Source organism: Curtobacterium sp. MCPF17_021, from assembly GCF_003234605.2.
GTDB lineage: Bacteria > Actinomycetota > Actinomycetes > Actinomycetales > Microbacteriaceae > Curtobacterium > Curtobacterium flaccumfaciens.
Window position 1 is genome coordinate 267,525 of the sequence record NZ_CP126252.1, and the last position, 21,537, is coordinate 289,061.

Annotated in this window: 27 protein-coding genes; 9 read left to right on the plus strand and 18 right to left on the minus strand. The window is 69.4% G+C overall.

The window, feature by feature from the left end; all coding sequences use genetic code 11:
• Window positions 1–52: 52 nt before the first annotated feature.
• Both DEJ29_RS01300 and DEJ29_RS01305 read left to right on the plus strand, forming a co-directional pair.
• Entirely contained in the window at window positions 53–640 is a 588-nt protein-coding gene (locus DEJ29_RS01300) for a HEAT repeat domain-containing protein (RefSeq protein ID WP_111094407.1), read from the plus strand.
• 32 nt (window positions 641–672) lie between these two features.
• On the plus strand, window positions 673–1,134 hold the full coding sequence (locus DEJ29_RS01305; RefSeq protein ID WP_181422591.1) for a DUF4265 domain-containing protein: 462 nt from the start codon (window positions 673–675) through the stop codon (window positions 1,132–1,134).
• Window positions 1,135–1,456: 322 nt separating this feature from the next.
• Here the strand turns inward: DEJ29_RS01305 and DEJ29_RS01310 are convergent, their stop codons facing one another.
• From DEJ29_RS01310 to DEJ29_RS01365, 12 genes are all read right to left on the minus strand, one after another.
• The gene (locus DEJ29_RS01310; protein WP_111094406.1) at window positions 1,457–1,675 is read right to left on the minus strand and encodes a DUF2283 domain-containing protein; all 219 of its coding nucleotides are present in this window, start codon (window positions 1,673–1,675) and stop codon (window positions 1,457–1,459) included.
• A 293-nt stretch (window positions 1,676–1,968) separates the two neighbouring features.
• Window positions 1,969–2,133 (minus strand): hypothetical protein, encoded by a 165-nt coding sequence (locus DEJ29_RS01315; protein WP_181422590.1) that lies wholly within the window; start codon window positions 2,131–2,133, stop codon window positions 1,969–1,971.
• Between the two features lie 30 nt (window positions 2,134–2,163).
• Complete coding sequence (locus DEJ29_RS01320; RefSeq protein WP_181422589.1) at window positions 2,164–2,322, minus strand: hypothetical protein; 159 nt, start codon at window positions 2,320–2,322, stop codon at window positions 2,164–2,166.
• A 73-nt stretch (window positions 2,323–2,395) separates the two neighbouring features.
• On the minus strand, window positions 2,396–2,563 hold the full coding sequence (locus DEJ29_RS01325) for a DUF4175 domain-containing protein (protein ID WP_146248290.1): 168 nt from the start codon (window positions 2,561–2,563) through the stop codon (window positions 2,396–2,398).
• Entirely contained in the window at window positions 2,563–2,985 is a 423-nt protein-coding gene (locus DEJ29_RS01330; protein ID WP_110863537.1) for a hypothetical protein, read from the minus strand. Before DEJ29_RS01330 ends, DEJ29_RS01325 begins: the two co-directional genes overlap by 1 nt.
• Window positions 2,986–3,158: 173 nt before the next feature.
• A complete protein-coding gene (locus tag DEJ29_RS01335; RefSeq protein WP_111094405.1) occupies window positions 3,159–4,661 on the minus strand; it encodes an alpha/beta fold hydrolase in 1,503 nt (500 codons plus the stop codon).
• Window positions 4,661–5,134 carry a class I SAM-dependent methyltransferase gene (locus DEJ29_RS01340; protein ID WP_111094404.1) on the minus strand — a complete coding sequence of 158 codons (474 nt, stop codon included), beginning with the start codon at window positions 5,132–5,134 and terminating at the stop codon, window positions 4,661–4,663. Before DEJ29_RS01340 ends, DEJ29_RS01335 begins: the two co-directional genes overlap by 1 nt.
• Window positions 5,131–5,391 carry a class I SAM-dependent methyltransferase gene (locus DEJ29_RS01345; RefSeq protein ID WP_111094403.1) on the minus strand — a complete coding sequence of 87 codons (261 nt, stop codon included), beginning with the start codon at window positions 5,389–5,391 and terminating at the stop codon, window positions 5,131–5,133. Before DEJ29_RS01345 ends, DEJ29_RS01340 begins: the two co-directional genes overlap by 4 nt.
• Window positions 5,392–5,473: 82 nt before the next feature.
• Window positions 5,474–5,737, minus strand: coding sequence for a hypothetical protein (locus DEJ29_RS01350; RefSeq protein ID WP_111094402.1), 264 nt, complete (start codon window positions 5,735–5,737; stop codon window positions 5,474–5,476).
• 436 nt (window positions 5,738–6,173) lie between these two features.
• Window positions 6,174–6,995, minus strand: a complete 822-nt coding sequence (locus DEJ29_RS01355) for an aldo/keto reductase (protein ID WP_111047553.1) — start codon at window positions 6,993–6,995, stop codon at window positions 6,174–6,176.
• Between the two features lie 35 nt (window positions 6,996–7,030).
• Window positions 7,031–7,429 (minus strand): hypothetical protein, encoded by a 399-nt coding sequence (locus DEJ29_RS01360; RefSeq protein ID WP_111094401.1) that lies wholly within the window; start codon window positions 7,427–7,429, stop codon window positions 7,031–7,033.
• 2 nt (window positions 7,430–7,431) lie between these two features.
• A complete protein-coding gene (locus tag DEJ29_RS01365; protein WP_111094400.1) occupies window positions 7,432–7,950 on the minus strand; it encodes a hypothetical protein in 519 nt (172 codons plus the stop codon).
• Window positions 7,951–8,090: 140 nt separating this feature from the next.
• Here DEJ29_RS01365 and DEJ29_RS01370 point away from each other — a divergent pair, with 140 nt between their 5' ends.
• Window positions 8,091–8,822 carry an OBAP family protein gene (locus DEJ29_RS01370; RefSeq protein ID WP_111094399.1) on the plus strand — a complete coding sequence of 244 codons (732 nt, stop codon included), beginning with the start codon at window positions 8,091–8,093 and terminating at the stop codon, window positions 8,820–8,822.
• 61 nt (window positions 8,823–8,883) lie between these two features.
• Here the strand turns inward: DEJ29_RS01370 and DEJ29_RS01375 are convergent, their stop codons facing one another.
• Window positions 8,884–9,345 (minus strand): DUF4383 domain-containing protein, encoded by a 462-nt coding sequence (locus DEJ29_RS01375; RefSeq protein ID WP_111088312.1) that lies wholly within the window; start codon window positions 9,343–9,345, stop codon window positions 8,884–8,886.
• A gap of 173 nt (window positions 9,346–9,518) precedes the next feature.
• Between DEJ29_RS01375 and DEJ29_RS01380 the strand changes: the two genes are divergently transcribed.
• Window positions 9,519–9,875: a VOC family protein gene (locus tag DEJ29_RS01380; RefSeq protein WP_027467232.1), complete on the plus strand. Its 357-nt coding sequence runs from the start codon at window positions 9,519–9,521 to the stop codon at window positions 9,873–9,875.
• An 84-nt stretch (window positions 9,876–9,959) separates the two neighbouring features.
• On the opposite strand, the gene DEJ29_RS01385 is transcribed toward DEJ29_RS01380, so the two are convergent.
• Window positions 9,960–10,982, minus strand: coding sequence for a LacI family DNA-binding transcriptional regulator (locus DEJ29_RS01385; RefSeq protein WP_071245173.1), 1,023 nt, complete (start codon window positions 10,980–10,982; stop codon window positions 9,960–9,962).
• 216 nt (window positions 10,983–11,198) lie between these two features.
• Between DEJ29_RS01385 and DEJ29_RS01390 the strand changes: the two genes are divergently transcribed.
• From DEJ29_RS01390 to DEJ29_RS01405, 4 genes are all read left to right on the plus strand, one after another.
• Window positions 11,199–13,232 carry a beta-galactosidase gene (locus tag DEJ29_RS01390; RefSeq protein WP_111094398.1) on the plus strand — a complete coding sequence of 678 codons (2,034 nt, stop codon included), beginning with the start codon at window positions 11,199–11,201 and terminating at the stop codon, window positions 13,230–13,232.
• The gene (locus DEJ29_RS01395; protein WP_027467229.1) at window positions 13,229–14,143 is read left to right on the plus strand and encodes a carbohydrate ABC transporter permease; all 915 of its coding nucleotides are present in this window, start codon (window positions 13,229–13,231) and stop codon (window positions 14,141–14,143) included. Before DEJ29_RS01390 ends, DEJ29_RS01395 begins: the two co-directional genes overlap by 4 nt.
• Window positions 14,140–15,090 (plus strand): carbohydrate ABC transporter permease, encoded by a 951-nt coding sequence (locus tag DEJ29_RS01400; RefSeq protein WP_228516621.1) that lies wholly within the window; start codon window positions 14,140–14,142, stop codon window positions 15,088–15,090. The genes DEJ29_RS01395 and DEJ29_RS01400 overlap by 4 nt, the downstream gene beginning before the upstream one ends.
• Window positions 15,091–15,152: 62 nt before the next feature.
• A complete protein-coding gene (locus DEJ29_RS01405) occupies window positions 15,153–16,487 on the plus strand; it encodes an ABC transporter substrate-binding protein (protein WP_111094397.1) in 1,335 nt (444 codons plus the stop codon).
• A gap of 141 nt (window positions 16,488–16,628) precedes the next feature.
• Here DEJ29_RS01405 and DEJ29_RS01410 read toward each other — a convergent pair whose 3' ends face one another.
• Genes DEJ29_RS01410 through aztB form a run of 4 tightly spaced genes read right to left on the minus strand, consistent with a single transcriptional unit; the run spans window position 16,629 to window position 20,822 of the window.
• Window positions 16,629–17,807: a hypothetical protein gene (locus DEJ29_RS01410; protein ID WP_111094396.1), complete on the minus strand. Its 1,179-nt coding sequence runs from the start codon at window positions 17,805–17,807 to the stop codon at window positions 16,629–16,631.
• Window positions 17,808–17,833: 26 nt separating this feature from the next.
• On the minus strand, window positions 17,834–18,736 hold the full coding sequence (locus DEJ29_RS01415; protein WP_258375898.1) for a metal ABC transporter substrate-binding protein: 903 nt from the start codon (window positions 18,734–18,736) through the stop codon (window positions 17,834–17,836).
• A complete protein-coding gene (locus DEJ29_RS01420) occupies window positions 18,733–19,932 on the minus strand; it encodes a YncE family protein (RefSeq protein WP_111094395.1) in 1,200 nt (399 codons plus the stop codon). Before DEJ29_RS01420 ends, DEJ29_RS01415 begins: the two co-directional genes overlap by 4 nt.
• Entirely contained in the window at window positions 19,929–20,822 is an 894-nt protein-coding gene (gene aztB, locus DEJ29_RS01425) for a zinc ABC transporter permease AztB (RefSeq protein WP_111094394.1), read from the minus strand. Before aztB ends, DEJ29_RS01420 begins: the two co-directional genes overlap by 4 nt.
• 50 nt (window positions 20,823–20,872) lie before the next feature.
• Between aztB and aztA the strand changes: the two genes are divergently transcribed.
• Window positions 20,873–21,517, plus strand: a complete 645-nt coding sequence (aztA, locus tag DEJ29_RS01430; RefSeq protein WP_258375897.1) for a zinc ABC transporter ATP-binding protein AztA — start codon at window positions 20,873–20,875, stop codon at window positions 21,515–21,517.
• Window positions 21,518–21,537: the final 20 nt, after the last annotated feature.

Sequence of the window (21,537 nt, forward strand, 5' to 3'; positions counted from 1 at the left end):
CGGCACAGCCGTTCCTGAACCGAACTCGCCGCCCTGCGCTCCGGAGGACCTGATGCCGTTCACTCCCGAAGAAGCCGCCGAGCAGTCGGCGATCCTGGCCGACCTCCGAGCGCTGGGGTACGACTTCTCGAACCTGTCCGCCTTCGCCCAGTCGGGTATCCGGTACAAGGACGCGGTACCGACGCTGATCGAGTGGCTAGGGAAGGCGCGGACGCCGATGATGCAGCGGGCAGTCGCTCGTACGCTGACGAACCCGTCGGCAAAGGGCGCAGCTATGCCCGCGCTGGTCGAGGCGTTCCGGAACTTCACTGACGAAGCGGGCACGCGCTGGGCGGTGGGGAACTCGATCGAGACCGCGTACGTGGACACGTACTTCGACGACGTGGCAGCGCTCGCGCTCGATCCGCAGTACGGACACGCACGGCAGATGGTGGCCCTCGCGCTCGGGAAGTCGAAGCGGCCCGAAGCGGTCGATGTCCTCCTGCAGCTCATGGACGACCACGACATCAGCGGGCATGCGGTGTTCGCGCTGAGCAAGCGGCCGAACCCGCAAGCGCGCGAGGCCTTCGAGGAGAAGTTGACCGACGACCGCCCGTGGGTGCGGAAGAAGGCTGCGCTCGGGCTGCGGAAGATCGGATGAAGCGCGCCGCGCTTGCGAAAGGAACCGTAGGAATGCCGGATGACACCGTCGTCACGCACGACAACCCAGTGCTCGGAGTCGAGAAGGTCGTCCGTGTGGAGCTTGATCCGTCGTGGGACCCGATCCGCTACGAAGACCTGACGATCATCGTCCTCGACGACGGCCGCAACGTCGTCAGCTGCGTCCCCTTGTTCGCGAAGGACGTCCATCTCGGAGACATCATCGACACGGTCGAGGACACTTCGACCGGACAGCTTGAGTACGGAGGTCGTGTCGAACGGGGACAGTCGTGGGTTTTCAGGATCAGCCCTCGTGATGCAAGCGCCTTCCGCATCGCTCACCAGGTCATCCACGAATTCGGCGGCGCCGTCGAGACGTGGGGCTCGATCACAGGAGTAGCGATCCGAGGGGATGCGGCCGCCGACCAGTTCGCGGACCGGTTGCAGCGGCTGGAAGACGACGGACTCATCGAGTACGACACCGCAGAGCGCTGAGCGGGCGAACGTGTCATGGGGTGGCGAGTCCCTGACGCGGGACAGCATCCGATGCTCGCGGCCCCGCACCCGGCGAACGATCGACCGGTTCCGGACACCGACCTGGAGGCGCGACGTACTGCCGCTGTTGTCGCGGCTGCGGGGCTACTGTCGCGCAGGGTCTCACCAGCTCCTGCGCGGGCCTGGGTTGAGACGAAGCTCCTCAACCATCCACCATGAGAGACAGCCGGTCGTTCAGCAGCACGCCCGTCGGGGCTCACACGCTCAGTTGAAACACCGAAGGGGCCACGACAGGAGGTTGTCGCGGCCCCTTCGGATCGCGTCAGGCCTGAGCGGCCGCGAGGACTTCCTTCGGCAGCACCTTGGTGGCACCCAGAACCTCGATCCCGAGGAGCAGCCCGTTCTCGTCGAAGTCGAGCGTCACCTCCCCGAGCTCGCCGGGAGTAGCCACGGAGTGCAGCTGCCGTGCACCAGCTCCGTCTGCGATCTCGTCGACGGAGCTGTACGCCGCCTCCACGGTCTGGTCGTAGGTGATGCGCATGGTCTAGCCCTTCGTGACAGTGATGACGTTGCCGGTCTTGTTGTCAACGATCACCCGAATCTTGTTTCTACCCGAGCCCTGCGTGAAGACGGAGGTGCCCTTGTTCCCCGCCGTCTTCTTGACGATCGGCTGTCGAGACGCAGAGAAGTCCGGGCACAGGTGTTGCGGCGGGGCTCTTGCCTGTTCTATTGGAAGAAGGTGGCCCTCGCGCTGGGGCCGTCCTCTGTTAATGCACACGGAAGGCGCGGTACCAGCTGGCACCGCGCCTCTCGTGTGGTTCCCGAGTACGTTGCTCAGTCCACCGCGTCGCCGATGGCGGCACCCACGCCGCCGGCCGCGACCACAGCTGCTGCCCACGCCACGGCGGCCGGGGTGGCCGCCACGGGGCGGAGCCCGCGGAATGCGGTTGCGTCATCGGTGTCGAACGGGATGTCGTTGAGCTGTGGGATCTGCTGCATGGTGCTGGTCCTTTCTCGTGGGTCGGGGGTTCAGTTGCCCACGGTCTCTTCGACCGCGTACGCGGCGACAGCCCCGGTGAACACGGAGGTCGCAGCGAGTGCTGCGAGCGGGGTCGCTGCGAGGGGCTGCTCCGGCGCGAACCGCTGCCCGCGGTCGCTGTCGAAGGCGATGTCGGCGATGGTCGTCATGCTGGTGTCCTTCCGTTGCATTGCGTTGATGGCCGGACCACGGTGGTCCGGCCGCCGGTCCTGCGGACCGGGGTCACTCTCGTCGGACTGAGACGACGAAGACTGCGGCGGCGATGGCGAGGACGACCGGTACCGAGAGCCACACCAGGCCCGGCAGGTCGAACAGGAGTATCGCCACGACGAGTGCGATGAGCACGATGGGGGCTGCGAACCAGAGCGTGGCGCGCGAGTTGACGTTCATCAGGTCTCCTCCTTCGATCGAGCGGACGCCGTCGGCGGAGCCGCGGCTCGACGGGGCTCGTGCCCGTCGGTCATGGGTTCCCGACGAGAGGCGAAGAGCTCCTCGACGGGTACGTCGTCGTCGTGGCCACCGGTGCGCACGATCGCGAACTGCACGGCGTCTGCGCGACCACTCGTCTCGGCAGCCACGGTTCGGCGCACGAAGGCGAGCAGCGCCCGGTAATCTGCTCCGGCTTCGTAGCCGTCTGGCTGTTGCTCAGCGGCGACCAGGAAGCGGCCGATGACGTCGAAGAGGCCCTTGTCGATCCGGCGGCCGGGGAACCAGGCCATGTGCGCGAGGCGGCGCGCGGCGGTCTCCTTCGTCCGGCCCCACTCGCTCACCTCGCCGTCCACTCGGAATCGGTGCAGCAGCTCGAAGTCCATGGACGCCGGTACCGGTGCGAAGAACCTCCAGTTGGGGATCAGCAGGGCAGCTGTGTCCACCTGGCGAACCCGGTCGAATCGACGGTTGGGGTGTTGCCCGATGACCGTGGCGATCAACCACAGTGCAAGTCCTGCGGCCAGCGGCAGGTGGCCTCTGCTGTTCCGCCGGCCCATCACTGCTTCGTTCCGATCATGTCGCGAACCAGTTCGCCGACGCGTCGGACCGGGCCGGAGTGGATGAGCAACCCGTCGTGGGTCGAACGGACGATGGCTCGCTGCCCGGCGTGCTCGCGCGCTACTCGCTGATGGGCTGCGCTCACCGCTGGCTGGAGTTCGTCACTCGTGCTGGCAGTCACGACCAGGACCTGCGTCGCTTTCGGGAATCGGGGACCGGGTCGGTCGTCGAGGAGATCCACCTCCGCCGCCTGCCACTCCGCGCGGCCGGTGCGCCACAGTCGGGCGTTCCGGTACACGGCGCTGAGGTCCTTAGTGGGCGCACCTCGGGCTGGTATCGCCCACGTGGACGCATCGAGCAACCAGCCCCAGCCCGTCCGCAGCGACCACTCCATCAGCGGGAACCCCTCGGTGAGCGACCGGACCGCCGACAAGACATCGTGGTCGGGCTGGTCGATGAATCCCGTGGTCGGGTCGAGCAACACGACTCCGGCGACTTCGCGTCCGAGGGAGGTGACGTGCTGCCGGAGGAGGTACCCGCCGAAGGAGTGTCCGATGAACCAGATTGGCCCGTCTCCGGCGTATCGGTGCACGAGTTCACGCAGGTCGTCCGCATAGCTGCTCAGGGGCGCGGTGGGACTCGTGCTCGCCCCCGTCCCGGGCCGGTCGTAGGTGAGTGTCGCGATGTCATCGCCGAGTTCCGCGATGAGTGGTTCCCAGTACTCCTGGACGGCGACGAGCGAGTTCTCGAACACCACCAGTGGTGCACCTGCCCTCGCCGCCGCCGCCGGACGGTACCGGACGGCCAGCTTCGACCCCGCCGCTGTCTCGACCAGCTCTTGCTGGGCTCTCGGACGCCGGCTCCGCCGAGCGTCGATGACCTGCCGCGCGATCGCCTGGACTTCCGAGCCGTACGTCCTCGTCCGCATGACTCCCAGGAGCGCGGACCCGTTCCGCCAGGGCGCTCCGAGCAACTTCACCCATCCGGACACGAGGTACGACAGCGTCGCTTGGCTCGCGATCGCCCACAGCGCCGTGTCGACGGTGGCGACCCGTCCCGAGCTCCGGGCCACGCCAGAGAGTGCCTGCGTGAAGAATGCGGCTTGGTCGCTGCCGTCGCCACCGTTGTGGTGCAACGGGCCGAGTGCGTAACCGGTGACCACCGTCACAGCGGACGCGGCAGCGCGGACGCGGTTGTCCTTGATCGGCGAGAGGTGGACCAGCGCAGCAGCCACTCGCATCACATGCATCGCGGTCACTACTCGTGGCCGGTACACCTGATCGAGCACGCGCTTGAGTGGTTCGTTCCGGACCAGCGCCGACCCTCGCAAGACAGCCCAGTCGTTCAAGCCGCCCCATCGTCGGTTCTCCGCGTTCGCGAGGTGTTCCAGGCTGCCGAGCAGCACCACGAGCGCTGAGGCGCGTTCGGTCGCCTCGACCACAGCGGTGCGGTCGGTTGCGCGATCCAGTACGCCGCGCACGACGCGATCGACGATGCGCATCACCGCGCCACCTCGAACTCGATTGTGTAGGTGGGCGACTCCGCGGTGACCGGACCACCGGCCCGGTCTCCGGTCACCGAACGGACATCGAGACCGACCTCGGCTGCCATGTCAGTCAGGACGTCAACCGGAGTCAGGAGACTCGTCTCGGTCCCGATGATCGTCCGTCCACAGTCGTGCCACAGATGGCTCACCTGCCACAGCCCGGCCTCCTCGTCGAGCATCGAGTAGGTCTGCAGGCCCCGTCCTCTGCCCGGATAGGGAACGAACCAGCTCGCTCGGCGGCGGCCTTCGTGTAGTCCCAGCACCACCTCGGGATTGTGCGTCTCAACCACCAGCCGACCATCGTCTGCGAGGTGTTCACGCGCGGTCGCGAAGGTGGCCCGCTGTTCGTCGCGGCTCAACAGCATCGAGAGCGACGCACACACGCTGAAGACCAGATCGAAACGCCGCTCGAGACGCACATCCGTCATGACCCCTGGATGAGCTCGACGTCGACGACGGCGTCCTGCGCACCTCGGCGGCACCGTTCGAGCATCTCCGGCGACAGGTCCACCCCGGTGACCGCAACTCCGGCATGAGCAAGCGGAACAGCGATACGACCGGTCCCCACCCCGAGCTCGAGTGCCGTGGTCGGCTGGGACTGCGTCAGCAAGCCGACGAGGTCCGGATCGGGCGGGAACACGTCATCGTAGATCGCCGCGAACTGCTGACCGTACGTCTCCTGCATGGTCTGATCCCCCGATCTCGGACTCCCTCGGCCCTCTTTCAAGACGGTAGACCTGTGCGTCTACTCAGGCCCGAAAAGGCAATCAGTTCTCAGGTTCTTGTGATCTTGCCTCGGTCCTCTCGCGCTTCCGCTTGATCCAAGTGCCGAGCCCTTGCGCGAACACGACGACCCCACACACGACGAGCACACCGACCAGCACCGGCGTCGGAATCATGTTCAGAGGCCCTTGATTCACGCGATCTTCCGGAGCGGCAACCACCGGTCCGACGACGACGCCCATGATGACGAAAACCGCCCCGAGCCCCATCTCTGCGACTGGATGAGGCGAGTTGAAGAACTTGGCCATCCGACGCGTTCCCATCCTCGAACTTCGCGCACTTGCGAGCGCACGACTGATCGAACCATGGAGTCCCGGTAGCCGGTGGATCACCGCTACACGACAGCTGTCACCTTCGACACCTTCCGTTGCCTACTGCCGTCTGACCAGGGGTATTCCCGTATACCTGTCCCGCAAAAATGCCCGGTGAAGGGGTACCAAACGCTCCACGCCACCCCGGGCGACGAAGGCCAAGGAACCCGCGCCAACATCCTTCTCGACACCGGCATGGCCGTGACGGTCGCGGACGCGCCCCGACGACAACCTTGAGCACGAGGGCCGGAACTTCGTAGCGAAATCACGGTGCGTCCGCACGGTGGCGGAGCCTCGCCCGTGACTCGGCCGTGTACCGACCGGAGGCGCCGTGCCAGCTGGCACCGCGCCTCCAGTCCGGGGTGGGGCCGCGTCAGCTCGCAGTGTCCTCGAGCGCGTCGAGCGCGGCCACGTCCTCGGCGGCGAGCACGAAGTCGACGTCGGCGTTCTCGGCGATGCGCGACGGGGTCGTGGACTTCGGCAGGGGCAGGACGTCCTTCTCGAGCAGGTAGCGGATCGCGACCTGGGCGACGGTCTTGTCGTACTTCGCCGCGATCTCGGCGATCTGCTCGTTCTCGAGCAGGCCTCCGGTGGCGAGCGGGGAGTAGCCCTCGGTCAGGATGTCGTGCTCGCGGTCGAAGGCGGTCGTCTCGTCCTGGGTGTTGCCGATGAACCAGCGGATCTGGTTGGCGTGCGGGACGACGTCCGTGCGGCCGAGCAGGTCCTCGAGGTCGGCGACGGCGAAGTTCGAGACACCGATGCTCTTGGTGCGGCCGGCGTCGTAGAGCTCCTCGAAGACCTTCCACACCTCGACGTTCCCGTCGCGGTGGTCGGAGCCCATGTCGCTCCAGGGCCACGGCGCGTGGATCAGGTACAGGTCGACGTGTCCGAGGTCGAGGTTGCGGCTCGACTCCTCGAAGGCGTCGCGGGCGCCCGAGGCCGTCTTGATCTCGGCCGGAAGCTTCGTGGTGATGAAGAGTTCGTCGCGGGGGATACCGCTGTCGCGGACGGCCTCGCCGACGCTCGCCTCGTTGCCGTACGCCAGGGCGGTGTCGATGTGGCGGTAGCCGAGGTCGAGCGCGGTCTTCGTGGCGTCGTACGCGTCGGAGCCGGACGGGATCTGCCAGGTGCCGAAGCCGATCTTCGGGATGTGCAGACCGTTGGACAGGGTGAACGTGTCGATGAGTGCGGGCATGCAGCGGACAGTACGCCGGTCGGGTTCAGCCACGGTCACGGTGCGGAACGCGGGTGTCCTTGGGCTTGCGCGCACTCGGGGAGGAAGCGCCGGTACTCCTCCTTGCGGGCAGCGGTGCTCACTGCGCCGTCGAAGTCGGTCTCCGGAACAACCCCGACCGCGACGTCCCCGTGGCCACTCCCATCGCAGACGGCGACGATGACGCCGTCCGCTCCGTCGGCCTGAGACAGTGTCGCTGGGCGATGGAGCACCTGTGGAGACAGGTCGTACCAGACGAACGCGTCACCGTCCGGGACGAGGGCACCGGCTTCGGTGACCGTCATCCCGACCGTGACGTCCACACGGGCCGGGTGACCTGCTGTGGAACATCCCGCCAGCAGCAAGGCGCCGACGGCAATGCTGACCGCGCTGATACTCAGGCGCAGGGCGGACATGTTCAGCGGTACCGGATGATGTCGCACGTCACGCCTGCACTGCCCGGGTTGAAGGCGTACAACCAGCCGGAACGACCTGTGACGTAGTCCTTCCCAACGCCGGTCATGTGCTTCTCGATCTTGTACTTGTAGCGGTTGCCGACCGGGTAGGCGACGAGCATCCGTCCCTTGGGGACACGCTGCCTGCTGCAGGTCACCGAGACGCTCTGTGTGCGGGAAGCGCTGAACTTGAGCTTGCCCGCGGCCCACTTCCTCGTCGCACCGAACTCCAGACCGATCGTTCGTGTTGCTGCCCGGCCCTTCGTGAGGCCGCAGTTCATCGAGGACGTGCGGGACCCGCAGGATGCGAGGATTTGCGAACCGGTGTGGTGGGACTTCTTCGACTTGTTGACCACTTCGTTGTAGTACCCCCACGCAGCTCGAGGTTCGCGCGGTTGCTTCGCTTCGGCTGCGGTGCCGCTGGCGAGCAGCAGGGAGATGGTGGCGGCAGCTACGAGGGCGCTCTTGACGGAGGTCTTCATGAACGGTGAGCCTGGCGGAGAACCGGCGGAATATGTAGAACATCAAACTTCGATGCGAAGTCGTTACCTGGCCTCCGACGACAGGGAGGGTGTTCCGGGTTGCATGGCGCCCACCCTCGAACGGACGGAAGGACGCCCCCATGCCCCTGAACCCCACCGTGCACGACCGGAAGACCGGTGTCACCCCGCCCGGAGAGCCCGGCGGCTTCGAGCTCGCCCTGCTCGACCGCGGCGCCGCCGTGTTGCAGACCTCGGCGCCGCTGCGGGGCTTCGACGTCTACGTGGTCGGGTTCCACTGCGTGAAGGGCGAGCCCGACGTGCAGATGGAGGCGCACCACTTCTGCAAGGTGGTGAACGCCGAGATGCTGCAGTGCGTGCTCTTCGACGGCAACACCGCCGACGCGAACCTGATCGGCATCGAGTACATCGTGTCCGAGCGGCTCTTCGACTCCCTGCCCGAGGACGAGCAGGCGTCGTGGCACCCGCACAACCACGAGGTGTTCTCCGGTGAACTCGTCGCTCCGGGCCTGCCGATCGCGGTGGAGACCGAGCTGATGGGGCACCTGGTGAACTCGTACGGCAAGACCTGGCACACCTGGCACAGCACCCCGATGGGTTCGCAGCCCGCACACGACCTGCCGGTCGGCGACCCGATGCTCATGTGGTCGTTCAACCGCGAGGGTGAGGTGGACAGCGCGCTGCAGCAGGACCGGAACCACGCGATGCGCACCGATCCGGAACCGCGCAAGGAGTCGCGGGCCAAGTACCTGGACCGCGCCCACCCGCAGCGCGGTGTCGGCACGATGCGCGACGCCTTCACGGGCACGACCCCGACCCCGGGCGTCGTCGACGCGGACGACGGACGCCCCTGATGACGGACGGGAGGCCCGTGGCGGTGTCGCCACGGGCCTCCCGTCCGTCATGTGGTGCGGTTCAGCGCGCGGTGCGCGTCCCGATCCGCGGCAGGACGAAGCCGAGCACGATCATCGCGACGGCCAGGAAGGCGTGCAGCACGTTGTCCGCGCTGTTCAGCGGCACGAAGTTCGCGCCACCGGCCATGCCCGCGGTGAAGAGCCCGTAGACGAAGAGCACCGCGTAGACGATGCCGCCGGCGACCAGGTACAGGCGTGCGGAGGCTGCACGGCGGGCGGCGAGCAGCCCGACGATGCCGAAGAGCAGGTGCACGATGTTGTGCAGGACGGACACCTGGAACAGGCCCAGGAGCAGGGCCATGGAGCCGTGGCCGGCCATGGACATCGAGCCCATGTCCATGGTGAGTCCGGGGATGAACCCGGCGATGCCGACGATCAGGAAGACGACACCGAAGACGAACGCGCCCCGCTGGGTCCACGTCGAACCGGAGGCGGTGCGTGCGGTTGCTGCGCTGCTGGTCATGATCAGCCCTCTTTTCTGTACGCGCCGCAGTGTGCGGCACACATGACATTCGGAGCGGATCCCCGGTCGGTTTGCAGCGTGCCGACTGCGCGGGTTCGGGGGACACGGACCCTGTACCGGCGTGCACGAGCGCTGCCTACCGTCCACGGCACACCACGACGAGAGGAAACACCATGGCAAGTGGAGTCGCAGCAGTCTGGGTCCCGGTCAGCGACATGGAACGCGCCGTCGCGTTCTACCGCGACACGCTCGGTCTCACCGTCAAGGACCAGTCCGACGACTGGAGCGAGATCGATGCCGGTGGCCTGATGATCGGCCTGAACGGGCGCGAGTCCGCCAGCCAGGCGAGCGACGGCGGCGCCGTCGTGTCGTTCCAGCCGGACGGCAGCATCGAGGACGAGGTCGCCGCGCTCAAGGAGCGCGGCGCGGACATCCAGGGCGAGATCAGCGAGCACCCGTGGGGCAAGATCATCCCCTTCAAGGACAGCGAGGGCAACGACCTGCAGCTCTACTCGCCGCCGCAGGGCTGACCCGCCCGGGTGCGGGACGCACCCATGGACGGACGGGAGGCCCGTGGCGACGCCGCCACGGGCCTCCCGTCCGTCCGCGGCCGGCTACGCGGACCCGCGCCAGACGACCTCCGTCGGCAACAGCAGACCGCGTGGACCGTCGTCGGTGCCGCCGATCTGCTCGAGCACCTGGTGCGCCGCCTGCTCGCCGAGCAGGCGCGCCGGCTGCCGCACCGTCGACAGCTGCGGGTCGCACCGCAGGGCCCAGGCACTGTCGTCGAACCCGACCACACCGACGTCACCCGGCACGCTCCGGCCGCTGCGCTGCAGGACGTCCATCGCACCGGCGGCGACCGCGTCCGACGCGGCGAACACCCCGTCGATGTCCGGGGCTCGCTCGAGCAGTTCGCGCATGCCCTCGGCGCCGGCGGTGTAGCTGAACAGGGGGTTCCGGGCGACGAGATCGGGGTCGAAGCGCTCGCCGAGTGCCGCGGTGAACCCCGCCAGACGGTCCTGGCCGGAGTCGCGGTCGAGCCCGGACGCGAGCATCCCGATCCGGCGTCGACCGGTGTCGACCAGGCGCCGGGTGATCTGCTCGGCGGCGGCGCGGTTGTCGATGCCGATGTACGAGATGTTCGCGGCGTCGGACGGGTGCCCGACGAAGCACGCGGGCATGCCGATCTCCTCGATCGCGCCGGTGATCGGGTCGCCGTCGCGGGCGGACAGCACGATGGCGCCGTCGACGAACCCGCCGCGCAGGTACTCGACCACGCGCTCGCTGTCGCGGGCGGAGTCGACCATGATCGTGACGAGCTGCTGGTCGGCGTCGGACAGCACGGCGTTCGTGCCGATCAGGATGTTGCCGATGTTGGGGTCGTCGAGCACCACGACCGAGGGTTCGTGGACGATGAGCGCGATCGCCCCGGACCGCCGGGTGACCAGGCTGCGGGCGGCGGCACTGCGCACGTAGCCGACACGTCGGACGGCGTCCTGCACGGCCTCGCGCGCCTTCGGTGACACGTACGGCTCGTCGTTGAGCACCCGTGAGACGGTGCCGCGGGACATCCCCGCTTCGTCGGCGACGTCCTGGATCGTGGCGCGCTGACGAGCGGATCGGACCTCGGACATGGGGCAACCATATCCGCCGCTGAGGAGCCCTCGGAACGCCTCGCAGTTGACAGGGTGCAGCCGCTGGTGTTTGATCTGGGAGCGCTCCCAGAAACATCCGGTCCCGATCGGCCGGTGTGGACTGGGAGCGCTCCCAGAACACTGGGTGGCCTTCGCCGTCGAAGGGGTCGCACGCGACCGAGGCGGCCGGGGTCGCCCCGATCAGCGAGGATCCCCGTGACGACCACCACCCTGCCGACGACCGCCACCGGCGCGCTCGGCCTCGGCTCGACGGGCCTCGCGTTCGGGTGCGACTACAACCCCGAGCAGTGGGACCCCGAGGTGTGGGTCGAGGACGTCCGGCTCATGCGCGAGGCCGGCGTGAACCTCGTCGCGATCAACGTCTTCGGCTGGTCGCACGTCGAACCCCGCCAGGGCGAGTACGACTTCGCCGCGCTCGACACCGTCATCGAGCTGCTGCACGGCGCGGGCATCGGGGTCGACCTCGGCACCGGCACCGCGTCGACCCCACCGTGGCTCACCACCCGGTACCCCGAGGTCCTGCCCGTCGTCGCCGACGGCACCACCCGCTGGCCCGGTGGCCGCCAGGCGTTCTGCCCGAGTTCCCCGATCTACCGCGAGCACGCCCTCGCCCTGGTCCGCGCCACCGCCGAGCGCTACGGCGACCATCCCGCCGTGCGGCTCTGGCACGTGTCGAACGAGCTCGGCTGCCACAACGCGCACTGCTACTGCGACGTCTCCGCCCAGGCGTTCCGCGGTTGGTTGCAGGCCCGGTACGGCACGGTCGACGCGCTCAACGCCGCCTGGGGCACCTCGTTCTGGAGCCAGCGCTACTCGGCGTGGGAGCAGGTGCTGCCGCCCCGCGCGACGCTGTCGTTCACGAACCCGGCGCAGACCATCGACTTCGACCGGTTCTCGTCCGACGAGCTCCTCGGCCATCACCGTGCCGAGGCCGCCGTCCTGCGCGAGCTGAGCGACAAGCCCGTCACGACGAACTTCATGGTCGCCGCGCACATCACGGCACTCGACTACTGGTCGTGGGCCGGCGACATGGACGTCATCGCGAACGACCACTACCTGGACCACCGCCTGCCCCGGCCGCACGTCGAGCTCGCCTTCGCCGCCGACACCACCCGTGGCCTGGCCGGCGGTGCCCCCTGGCTGCTGATGGAGCACTCGACGGGTGCCGTCAACTGGCAGCCGCACAACGTCGCGAAGGCCCCGGGGGAGATGCTCCGGAACACCGCGGCGCACATCGCCCGCGGCGCCGACGGGGTCTGCTTCTTCCAGTGGCGCGCGTCCGTGCAGGGCAGCGAGAAGTTCCACTCCGCGCTGCTGCCGCACGCCGGCACCGAGTCGGGGACGTGGCACGACGTGGTCGCGCTCGGCGCCCTGGTCGAGCGGCTCGGCGAGCTGCGCGGCTCCCGCGTGGTCGCCGACGTCGCGCTCGTCTTCAGCTGGGAGAACCAGTGGGCGGCCGACCTGGAGGCCCACCCCAGCACCGCGCTCCGCTACCTGGAGCAGGTCCACGCCTTCCACGCCGCGCTCTGGGACCTCGGCGTGACCGTCGACGTCGTCGCCCCCGGGGCACCGCTCGACGGGTACGCGCTCGTCGTCGTCCCCGAGCTGTACCTGGTGCGCGACGAGCACGCGGCCGTCATCGCCGACCACGTCGCCGGCGGCGGGCACGCGATCGTCAGCTGCTTCAGCGGCATCGTCGACGAGCGCGACCGGGTCCGCACCGGCGGCTACCCCGGCGCCTTCCGTGACCTGCTCGGCGTGCGGGTGGACGAGTTCCTCCCGCTCGCCGCCGACGCCACGATCGCGCTGTCCGACGGCACGACCGGCAGCGTCTGGTCGGAGCCGGTCGAGCTGCGCGGTGCGACGAGCATCGTCGACTACGCCGAGGGCTCGCTCGCCGGGCGCCCCGCGGTGACCCGCAACGAGCACGGCGCCGGGACCGCCTGGTACACGTCCACGGTGCTCGACGCCGGGGCGCTGGGCGGCTTCGTCCACCGCGTCCTCGACGAGGCCGGGGTGCGCGCCGACCCCGCAGTCCGCCCCGGACTCGAGGTCGTGCGTCGCCGGGACGACACCCACGAGTGGGTCTTCCTGCTGAACCACTCCGACCGCCCCGTCGAGCACCACGAGGCCGGCCACGAGCTCGTCGCCGACCGCCCCGTCACCGGGACCACCGCCATCGCCCCCGGCGGGACCCAGATCATCCGCACCGACAGGAACCGCTCATGACCACCACCGCACAGTCGCCCAGCGCGACCCGACGACGCCGGGGCGGCGGGTTCCGCTACCGCCGCGCCATCGCGATCTTCGTCCTGCCGTTCGCCGTCCTGTTCACGGCGTTCTACCTGGTCCCCATCCTCTACGCCGTGTGGGAGTCGCTGCAGAAGATCGAGCGGCAGGGCACGTTCGGCGCCCCGACGCAGGTCTTCGGCGGCCTGAGCCAGTACGCCCTGGTGTTCCAGGACGGCGAGTTCTGGAGCTCCGTGCTCCGCGTGCTGCTGTTCGGCGTCGTGCAGGTGCCGGTGATGCTCGGGCTCGCGCTCCTGTTCGCCCTGCTGCTCGACTCCCCGCTGCTGCGCGGCAAGCGGTTCTTCCGCCTGGCGTTCTTCGCGCCGTACGCGGTGCCCGGCGTCATCGCCGCGATCATGTGGGGCTACCTCTACGCACCCGATCTGTCGCCGTTCTCCGCGGTGACCTCGCGGGTGGACCTGCTCGGTGGCAGCACCGTGCTGTGGGCCGTCGCCAACGTCGTGACCTGGGTCTACGTCGGCTACAACATGCTCATCATCTACTCGTCGCTCCTCGCGATCCCCGCCGAGGTGTACGAGGCGGCGAAGCTCGACGGCGCGTCCCAGCTCCGGATCGCCCTGTCGATCAAGATCCCGCTCGTGGTGCCGGCCATCGTCCTCACCGCGGTGTTCTCCGTCATCGGCACGCTGCAGCTGCTGACCGAGCCGACCGTGTTCCGCCAGTTCACCTCGACCATCTCGTCGACGTTCACGCCGAACATGCTCGTCTACTCGACGTCGTCGGTGCCGAACTTCAACCTCGCCGCGGCGTTCTCGGTCGTCCTCGCCGTCGCCACGTTCGTCCTGTCGATCGGGTTCCTCCGACTGACCCAGCGGAAGGCCGCCGAATGACCGTCAACGCCCCGTCCCAAGGCGACCTCGTCCGCGACGTCGGCCGACCGCTCGAGCCGAACCGGGCCTCCCGTCCGCACCAGCGCGGAGCGCGCGGTCCCCGTGAGAGCGTCATCTCGCGCAGCGCCGCGATGATCGTGATGGGGGTCTTCACCCTCTACTTCCTGCTGCCGATCTTCTGGCTGCTGGTCTCGTCCACCAAGACCGCCGCGAACTTCAACTCGACGTTCTCGCTGTGGTTCAGCGCCACTTCGGTGCAGGACTTCTTCGGCAACCTCGTCGAGCTGTTCACGCGGCAGGACGGCATCTACCTGCGCTGGCTGCTGAACAGCATCGCCTACGCCGGGGTCGCCGGCCTGCTCGGCACCGTGCTCTCCGCGATGTGCGGGTACGCCCTGGCCAAGTACCGGTTCCGCGGCCGCGAGGTCCTGTTCAACGTGTTCCTCGGCGGCGTGCTCGTGCCGGCGACCGCCCTGGCCCTGCCGCTGTTCCTCATCTTCAGCCAGGTCGACCTGACCGACACGTTCTGGTCGGTGTTCCTGCCGAGCATCGTCAGCCCGTTCGGCGTCTACCTGTCGCGGTTGTTCGCGGCGTCGAGCGTGCCGGACGAGATCATCGAAGCCGCCCGCATCGACGGCTCCGGCGAGGTCCGGACGTTCTTCACCGTCGCGGTCCGGCTCATGTCGCCCGCGCTCGTGACGATCTTCCTGTTCCAGTTCGTCGCCGTGTGGAACAACTTCTTCCTGCCGCTCGTGATGCTCCGCGACTCGTCGCTGTTCCCCGTCACCCTCGGCCTCTACACGTGGAACTCGAGCGTGAACCAGTACCCGGACCTGCGCACCCTCGTGCTCATCGGGTCGTTCGTCTCGATCATCCCGCTGCTCATCGCCTTCCTGAGCCTGCAGCGCTTCTGGCGCTCCGGCCTCGGCTCCGGCGGCCTGAAGTAGCCCCTCGACCCGCACCCCTTCCCGCACCAGCTCTCCCCACACCACATCCGAACGGAAACAGCATGAAGACAACGAAGTTCCTCAGCGTCGCCGCGATCGCCGTGGCCGCCACCGTGGCCCTCGCCGGCTGCAGCACCGGCGGCAGCAGCGGCGGTGGATCCGACACCGCGGCCGCCAGCTGCAAGCCCTCGGACGGCAAGGTCACCCTCGACTTCACGACCTGGGTGCCGAACATGGACAAGGTCGTCGCGATCTGGAACAAGGCCACCCCGGACATCCAGGTCAAGGTCTCGATCGTCGCGAACGGCAACAGCGGCACCTACCAGAACTTCTTCAACCAGCTGAAGGCCAAGCAGGCGCCGGACATCGGCCAGGTCGAGTACGACACCCTGCCGGCGTTCCGCGTGCAGGGTGGCCTCGAGGACATCGGCGCGTGCGCCGGCATCAGCGACGCGAAGCAGGACTTCTCCGACGGCCTGTGGAACCAGGTGACCTTCGGTGAGTCGAAGTCGGTCTACGCCGTGCCGCAGGACTCCGGTCCGATGGCGCTGTACTACCGCAAGGACCTGTTCGAGAAGGCCGGTCTCGACGCTCCGAAGACGTGGGAGGAGTACGCCGAGGACGCCGTGAAGATCAAGGCGCTCGGCGGCAACATCACCAACTTCGCCAAGGGTGACGTCAACCAGTTCGCCGGGCTCGTCTCGCAGGCCGGTGGCCAGTGGTTCGAGAACTCGGGCCAGGACTGGAAGGTCAACCTCGACGACGCCGCGTCGAAGAAGGTCGCCGACTACTGGCAGGACCTGATCGACAAGAAGCTCGTCAACACCCTGCCGAGCTTCACCGACCAGTGGAACAACGCCTACGACAGCGGCAAGGACTGGACCTGGGTCTCCGCGGTCTGGGGTGCGAACACCATCTCGAGCGGTGCGCCGTCGACCTCGGGCAAGTGGGCCGTCGCGCCGATGCCGCAGTGGAAGTCCGGTGAGACCAAGTCGGCCGCCTGGGGCGGTTCGTCGAACGTCGTCTTCGCGGGTAGCAAGCACCCGGCCGAGGCGTCGAAGTTCCTGGTCTGGCTGAACACCTCGACCGAGGCGCTCTCCGCACTGAACAAGGAGGCCAACCTGTACCCGGCCTCGACCACCGGCGCCGACCTGCCGGCCCTGACCGAGGGCCTCGACTTCTACGGCGGCCAGAAGATCTACGAGGAGTTCGCCACCGCGGCGAAGGACATCCAGCCCTTCACCTGGGGCCCGACGATGACGCAGACCTACTCGGACGTCTCCGACGGCTTCGGGCAGGCGGCGTCCGGCTCGGGCACGTTGGCCGAGGCGCTCGAGTCCGGGCAGTCCAAGACCATCGCGGCGCTCAAGGCGCAGTCGATCCCGGTCAAGGGCTGACGGACGGCGGCTGACGTCGCGCGGTCCACGCGCTGACAGCGGACAGGAGGCCCGTGGCGGGATCGCCACGGGCCTCCTGTCCGTCTCGGGTCGTGTTCCGGACCGCGCCGCGCGCTCGCAGCGCGCTCGTCTTGCTCGTCGCTACGCGACCGCGATCTCGTTGGGCACGCCCGGCAGTTCGTCGCTCGAGGCGATGACCTTGCCGGTGGTCAGGTCGACGGCGTGGACCTTCCGCTCGGCGGGGTCGGTGACGTAGGCGACGTCACCCTCGACCTTCAGGGCCGGGTGGGCGTCCTGCCACTCGGCCGGCCCGTCCCACGCGTCGATCACCGCGTACGACTCCAGCTGCTCGCCGGTGGTCTCGTCGAAGGTGTGCAGGGCACCGTCGTCGCCGAGCACGACGGCCTCGTCACCGGGGCCGCGGGCGAGGTCGCGGAACGTGAAGCCGACGCCGTCGGGCATGTCCGCGACGGTGTACTTCCCCGAGGCCGCGTCGATCAGGGCGATCTGGTCGAGCAGGTACCCCTCGCTGTCGGGGTCGTCGTTGTAGTCGCCGACGGCGACGGACGAGTCCTCGGTGGTGAACAGGTTGCCGGTGCGGCCGTACTCGGTCGGGGCGTCGATCTTCTCGAACGCGCCGTCCTGGTAGACCAGGGCGCCGTCGGTGCAGCCGAACACCGCGACCTCACCCTTGACCGCACCCTCGCCGTGCACGTCGGGGCACTCCTCGGACCGGGTGATCTCCTCGCCGTCGGCGTCCAGGGCGCGCACGCCGGAGCGGCTCTCCTCGGTGCCGATGGTCGTCAGGAGCGTGCCGTCCTCGAGCTCGATCGCGACGCCGTGGTGGGCGGCCTCGGACTTCGTCGTCTCGACCTCGGGCAGGTCGGCGCCGTCGAGCTCGGTGTGGTCGAACGTCGTCACGTCCCCGGTGCCGTCGGCGAACAGGGCGGTGCGGTCACCGTGGACGACCGCGTGGCCGCCGGTGTCGGCGGGGAACACCGCGTCGGTCAGGGCCGGCTCGGCCTGGGTGTCGAGGACCCGGAAGCCCTCGGGCACGGTGACGAGCACGTGGCGTCCGTCGCCGGCGGGGTTGACCCGGGTGAAGCCGTCGATCGCGTCGTCGGCCACCACCTGCAGGTCCTGGTCGAGGACGAGCAGGCCGCCGTCGTAGGTCAGGGTGATGCGGGTCCCGTCGGCCTTCGGGGTCGCAGTGGTGTCGGACCCGGCGTCGGTGTTCGTGGCGCACCCGGTCAGGGCCAGGGCGGCCGCGCCGAGCAGGGCGGCGGGCCACACGGCCCGGAGCGTCTTCGTGTTCGTCATGTCGCTCACTGTATTGATTCTCATTCTCAATTACCAGTCGACAGGCCGTCGACGATGGCCTCGGTGTTCGAGCGCATCATGCCGAGGTAGGTGGAGGCGTCGCCGTCCTCGGTGAGGGACTCCGTCGCCAGCGGTCGGATCTCGACGTGCAGGTCGACCTCTTCCGCGAGCACCTCGGCCAGTCGCGCGGGCTGCGAGGCGTCGGCGAAGATCGTCCGGACCCCCGCCTCGTCGATGGCGTCGGCCAGATCGCGCAGGTCGGCGGCGCTCGGGGAGGCCAGGGTGGTCCCGCTCGGGATCACCGCCCCGACGACCCGGAACCCGTAGTGGTCGGCCAGGTAGCCGAACACGTGGTGGTTCGTGACGAGCGCCCGGCGTTCCTCGGGCACGGTCCGGAACGCGGTCGTCATCGTGTCGTCCAGGTCGCGGAGCTCGTCCAGGTAGGCATCGGTGCCGGTCGGCTCGATGCCGTTGTCGCGCAGATCCTGGTCGAGGGCCTCGACCACGTCGACCATCCGGGCCGGGTCGGTCCAGAAGTGCGGGTCGGGGCCGCTGTCGTCCTCGGTGGTCCACTCCAGCGGGGCGAACGCGTCCCCGGCGGTGGAGACCGGCACGCCGTCCTCGGCCGCCGCCGCGACGTGACGGGCGACCCCTTCTTCGAGCCCGAGCCCGTTCTCGACCACCAGGTCGGCGCTCCGCAGTCGTGCGGCTTCCTGCGCGGAGACCTCGAACGAGTGGGGGTCGGCGCCCGGGGGCATGAGGACCATGACGTCGGCCTGGTCCCCGACGACTTCGCTGACGACGCCGCCGAGGATGTTCGTCGTCACCGCGACGAGGGGTCGGTCGGAGCCGGCGGTGGTGCACCCCGTGGCGACGAGGGCGACGGCTGCGGCGACCAGGCCCGCGATCAGGGCCCTGGTGCCCGTCACAGTCCGACCTCGGCGAAGGCGACGGGGGCGACGGGGAGCTCGATCGTGCGGGCGACCCGGGCGCCGTCGGCGAAGTCGATCTCGTGCACGGTGCCGTCCGTGGGGTCGGCCAGGTAGGCGCGCTGGGCGTCGAGCTGCAGCAGCGGTGCGGGGCCGTCTGCGCCGGTGTCGATGAGCGCCTTCGTCGTGGCCACCTTCCCCGTCGAGGCGGTCACGACGACCACCCGCCCGGAGTCGTCGACCCCGACCACGTGCTCGTCCTCGTCGTCCACCGCGACCACGGCGCGCAGGGGCCGTTCGGTCGGCACGAGCCGCCAGGAGCCCTCGCGCACGTCGAGCAACCAGAACCCGGTGGTGCCGGCCAGTCCGGCGACGGTGGGCCGGCCGGCGCGTGCGGCGAAGGCGGTCGGACGCTCGGCGCCGTCGGGCAGGTCGACGAACGAGGGCTCGCCGGCGTCGTCCACCACGACCGCTCCGTCGGCGCAGCCCACGACGGCACCGGCGCGGGTGACGATCCCGCCGGCGGGGTCGGTGCAGGTCAGTGCGGTGCCGGCGGGGTCGGTCGCCTCGCCGTCCGCGTCGAGCACGCGGACCGTGTCGCCGTCGGCCGCAACGAGATGCTCGCCCATCGGCAGCAGGACGCTCGCGTCGATCCGTGCGGTCTCGTCGACCTCGCCCTGACCCAGCGCCTCGCGGTCGAGCACGACGGCCTCGGTGCGGTCCGGCCAGGCGATCGTCGTCATGGTCTCGGACGAGTGCACCTCGACCCGGCCACCGCCGTCGATCGTGCCCACCACCCGCGGCTCGGCGGCGTAGTAGTGCGTGTGGTCGCCGTGGTCGACGGTCCAGGACCCGCCGTCGACGATCGTCGTGCGGTCGGCGTCGCTCGTCACGAGGAACCGGCCGTCGGTCGCCGAGTGCTCCGGTGCGTCCACGTCGTCGAGTTCGGTGGTCTCCTCGGTGAGCAGGTCGTGCAGTGCGGTCGCGCCGGTCGCCGACACGGCCAGGAGGCGCACCTGGGGTTCCTGGGACTCGCTCGCGCCCGCCACGTAACCGTGGGGACGGGCGGTGCCGGTCGAGCCGTCGGCCGACGGGGTGCCCGTGGAACAGGCGGTGACGGTGAGGGCCAGGCCGGTGGCGAGGCCGATCGTGGACAGGAGGCGCGCGGGGGCGCGGCTGGTGGTCGAGTGCTTCATGCTCCCTCTCGAGACGGTGCGGCGGATCGTGGTGCTGCCGGCGCGGCCGCGCGTGCCGGTGTCGGGATCGGGGTGCGCCGCAGGACGACGACGGCCAGGGCGCGTGAGACCAGGACGCTGGCGACGGCGACCGCGGCGATGCTCGCGCCGGCGGCGGTGCCGGCGTGCCAGGAGACGAGCAGCCCGACGAGGACGGCGGCGGCACCGATGCCGGCGCCGAGGAGCATCGTCGAGGCCACGTGCCGGGTCCAAGCGTGGGCGGCGGCCGCCGGCGCGAGCAGCAGGCCCACGACGAGCAGGGTGCCGACGGCCCGGTACGAGGCGACGACCGCCAGGGTGACGAGCCCGATGAGCACGACCTCGGCCAGTCGTGGGTGCAGTCCGAGCGTCGTGGCCTTGCGGGTGTCGAACGCCAGTGCGGTGAAGGGTCGGTGGAACGCCACGGCGACGGCCAGGGCGACGGCCGCGGCGATCGCGAGGCCACCGACGTCCTCCCGGGTGACGGCGAGGACGTCGCCGAACAGGATCGCGGTGACGTCGGTGGCGAACGACCGCGAGGACGACACGATGATCACGCCGAGTGCGAGCATCCCGACGAAGAGCAGGCCGATCGAGGTGTCGTACGACAGTCGTGCACGACGACGCAGTGCCCCGACGCCGAGCACCATCACGCCCGCGCTCACCGCGGCACCGAGCACCGGCGGGATCCCGGTCAGGGTGGCGATCGCGACGCCGGGCAGCATGCCGTGCGAGAGCGCCTCGCCCAGGAACGCCATGCCCCGGACCAGCACCCAGGTGCCGACCACGGCGCAGAGGACCGCCGCCAGGGAGCCGCCGACCAGGGCGCGCACCATGAAGTCGACGGAGAACGGATCGGTCAGCCAGGTCACGGTCGGAGAGGCTACATGAAAACGAGTATCGATACTGATAGCGTGCTCAGGTGCCTGCGACCGAGCCGACCGACCCCGCCGAGCCCCGATCCGCCGCCCACCTGGACCGGGTGACGGTCGTCCTCGGCGGCCGGACCGTCCTCGACGCGCTCGACGTGACGTTCCCCGCCGGGGTCGTCACCGCGGTCACCGGACCGAACGGATCCGGCAAGTCGACGCTGCTCGACGTGGTCGCGGACGTCGTGCGGCCGACCGCCGGGCGGGTGACGGGCCTCCCGTCCGACGGTGTCGCCTACGTGACCCAGTCCGTGCCGCCGACCACGCTCCCGCTCACCGTCCGAGCGGCCGTCACGATGGGGCGGTGGCGGCACCGCGCGTGGTGGCGGCCGCTCGGACGCGCCGACCGGGCGATCGTCGAGGCGCAGCTCGAGCGGATGGCGATCACGGACCTCGCCGACCGGCCCGTCGAGGAGCTGTCGGGCGGACAACGTCAGCGGACGCTCGTCGCGCTCGGGCTGGCGCAGCGTGCCGGGGTGCTGCTGGTGGACGAACCGACCGCGGGGGTCGACGCCGACTCGGCGGCGCTCGTGGTGGCGGCGCTCGCCGACGAGGCCGCAACCGGCGTCGTGGTCGTGCACGCGGCCCACGACCCTGCGGCGATCGCCGCGGCCGACCGCATCGTCACACTGACCTGACCGATCCCTACCGATCCCTA

Bases quoted from the DNA above. Each gene is read 5' to 3' on its own strand.
- DEJ29_RS01300 (WP_111094407.1), top strand. From the start codon at position 53: ATGCCGTTCACTCCCGAAGAAGCCGCCGAGCAGTCGGCGATCCTGGCC.
- DEJ29_RS01305 (WP_181422591.1), top strand. From the start codon at position 673: ATGCCGGATGACACCGTCGTCACGCACGACAACCCAGTGCTCGGAGTC.
- DEJ29_RS01310 (WP_111094406.1), bottom strand. From the start codon at position 1,675: ATGCGCATCACCTACGACCAGACCGTGGAGGCGGCGTACAGCTCCGTC.
- DEJ29_RS01315 (WP_181422590.1), bottom strand. From the start codon at position 2,133: ATGCAGCAGATCCCACAGCTCAACGACATCCCGTTCGACACCGATGAC.
- DEJ29_RS01320 (WP_181422589.1), bottom strand. From the start codon at position 2,322: ATGACGACCATCGCCGACATCGCCTTCGACAGCGACCGCGGGCAGCGG.
- DEJ29_RS01325 (WP_146248290.1), bottom strand. From the start codon at position 2,563: ATGAACGTCAACTCGCGCGCCACGCTCTGGTTCGCAGCCCCCATCGTG.
- DEJ29_RS01330 (WP_110863537.1), bottom strand. From the start codon at position 2,985: ATGGACTTCGAGCTGCTGCACCGATTCCGAGTGGACGGCGAGGTGAGC.
- DEJ29_RS01335 (WP_111094405.1), bottom strand. From the start codon at position 4,661: ATGCGCATCGTCGATCGCGTCGTGCGCGGCGTACTGGATCGCGCAACC.
- DEJ29_RS01340 (WP_111094404.1), bottom strand. From the start codon at position 5,134: ATGACGGATGTGCGTCTCGAGCGGCGTTTCGATCTGGTCTTCAGCGTG.
- DEJ29_RS01345 (WP_111094403.1), bottom strand. From the start codon at position 5,391: ATGCAGGAGACGTACGGTCAGCAGTTCGCGGCGATCTACGATGACGTG.
- DEJ29_RS01350 (WP_111094402.1), bottom strand. From the start codon at position 5,737: ATGGCCAAGTTCTTCAACTCGCCTCATCCAGTCGCAGAGATGGGGCTC.
- DEJ29_RS01355 (WP_111047553.1), bottom strand. From the start codon at position 6,995: ATGCCCGCACTCATCGACACGTTCACCCTGTCCAACGGTCTGCACATC.
- DEJ29_RS01360 (WP_111094401.1), bottom strand. From the start codon at position 7,429: ATGTCCGCCCTGCGCCTGAGTATCAGCGCGGTCAGCATTGCCGTCGGC.
- DEJ29_RS01365 (WP_111094400.1), bottom strand. From the start codon at position 7,950: ATGAAGACCTCCGTCAAGAGCGCCCTCGTAGCTGCCGCCACCATCTCC.
- DEJ29_RS01370 (WP_111094399.1), top strand. From the start codon at position 8,091: ATGCCCCTGAACCCCACCGTGCACGACCGGAAGACCGGTGTCACCCCG.
- DEJ29_RS01375 (WP_111088312.1), bottom strand. From the start codon at position 9,345: ATGACCAGCAGCGCAGCAACCGCACGCACCGCCTCCGGTTCGACGTGG.
- DEJ29_RS01380 (WP_027467232.1), top strand. From the start codon at position 9,519: ATGGCAAGTGGAGTCGCAGCAGTCTGGGTCCCGGTCAGCGACATGGAA.
- DEJ29_RS01385 (WP_071245173.1), bottom strand. From the start codon at position 10,982: ATGTCCGAGGTCCGATCCGCTCGTCAGCGCGCCACGATCCAGGACGTC.
- DEJ29_RS01395 (WP_027467229.1), top strand. From the start codon at position 13,229: ATGACCACCACCGCACAGTCGCCCAGCGCGACCCGACGACGCCGGGGC.
- DEJ29_RS01400 (WP_228516621.1), top strand. From the start codon at position 14,140: ATGACCGTCAACGCCCCGTCCCAAGGCGACCTCGTCCGCGACGTCGGC.
- DEJ29_RS01405 (WP_111094397.1), top strand. From the start codon at position 15,153: ATGAAGACAACGAAGTTCCTCAGCGTCGCCGCGATCGCCGTGGCCGCC.
- DEJ29_RS01410 (WP_111094396.1), bottom strand. From the start codon at position 17,807: ATGACGAACACGAAGACGCTCCGGGCCGTGTGGCCCGCCGCCCTGCTC.
- DEJ29_RS01420 (WP_111094395.1), bottom strand. From the start codon at position 19,932: ATGAAGCACTCGACCACCAGCCGCGCCCCCGCGCGCCTCCTGTCCACG.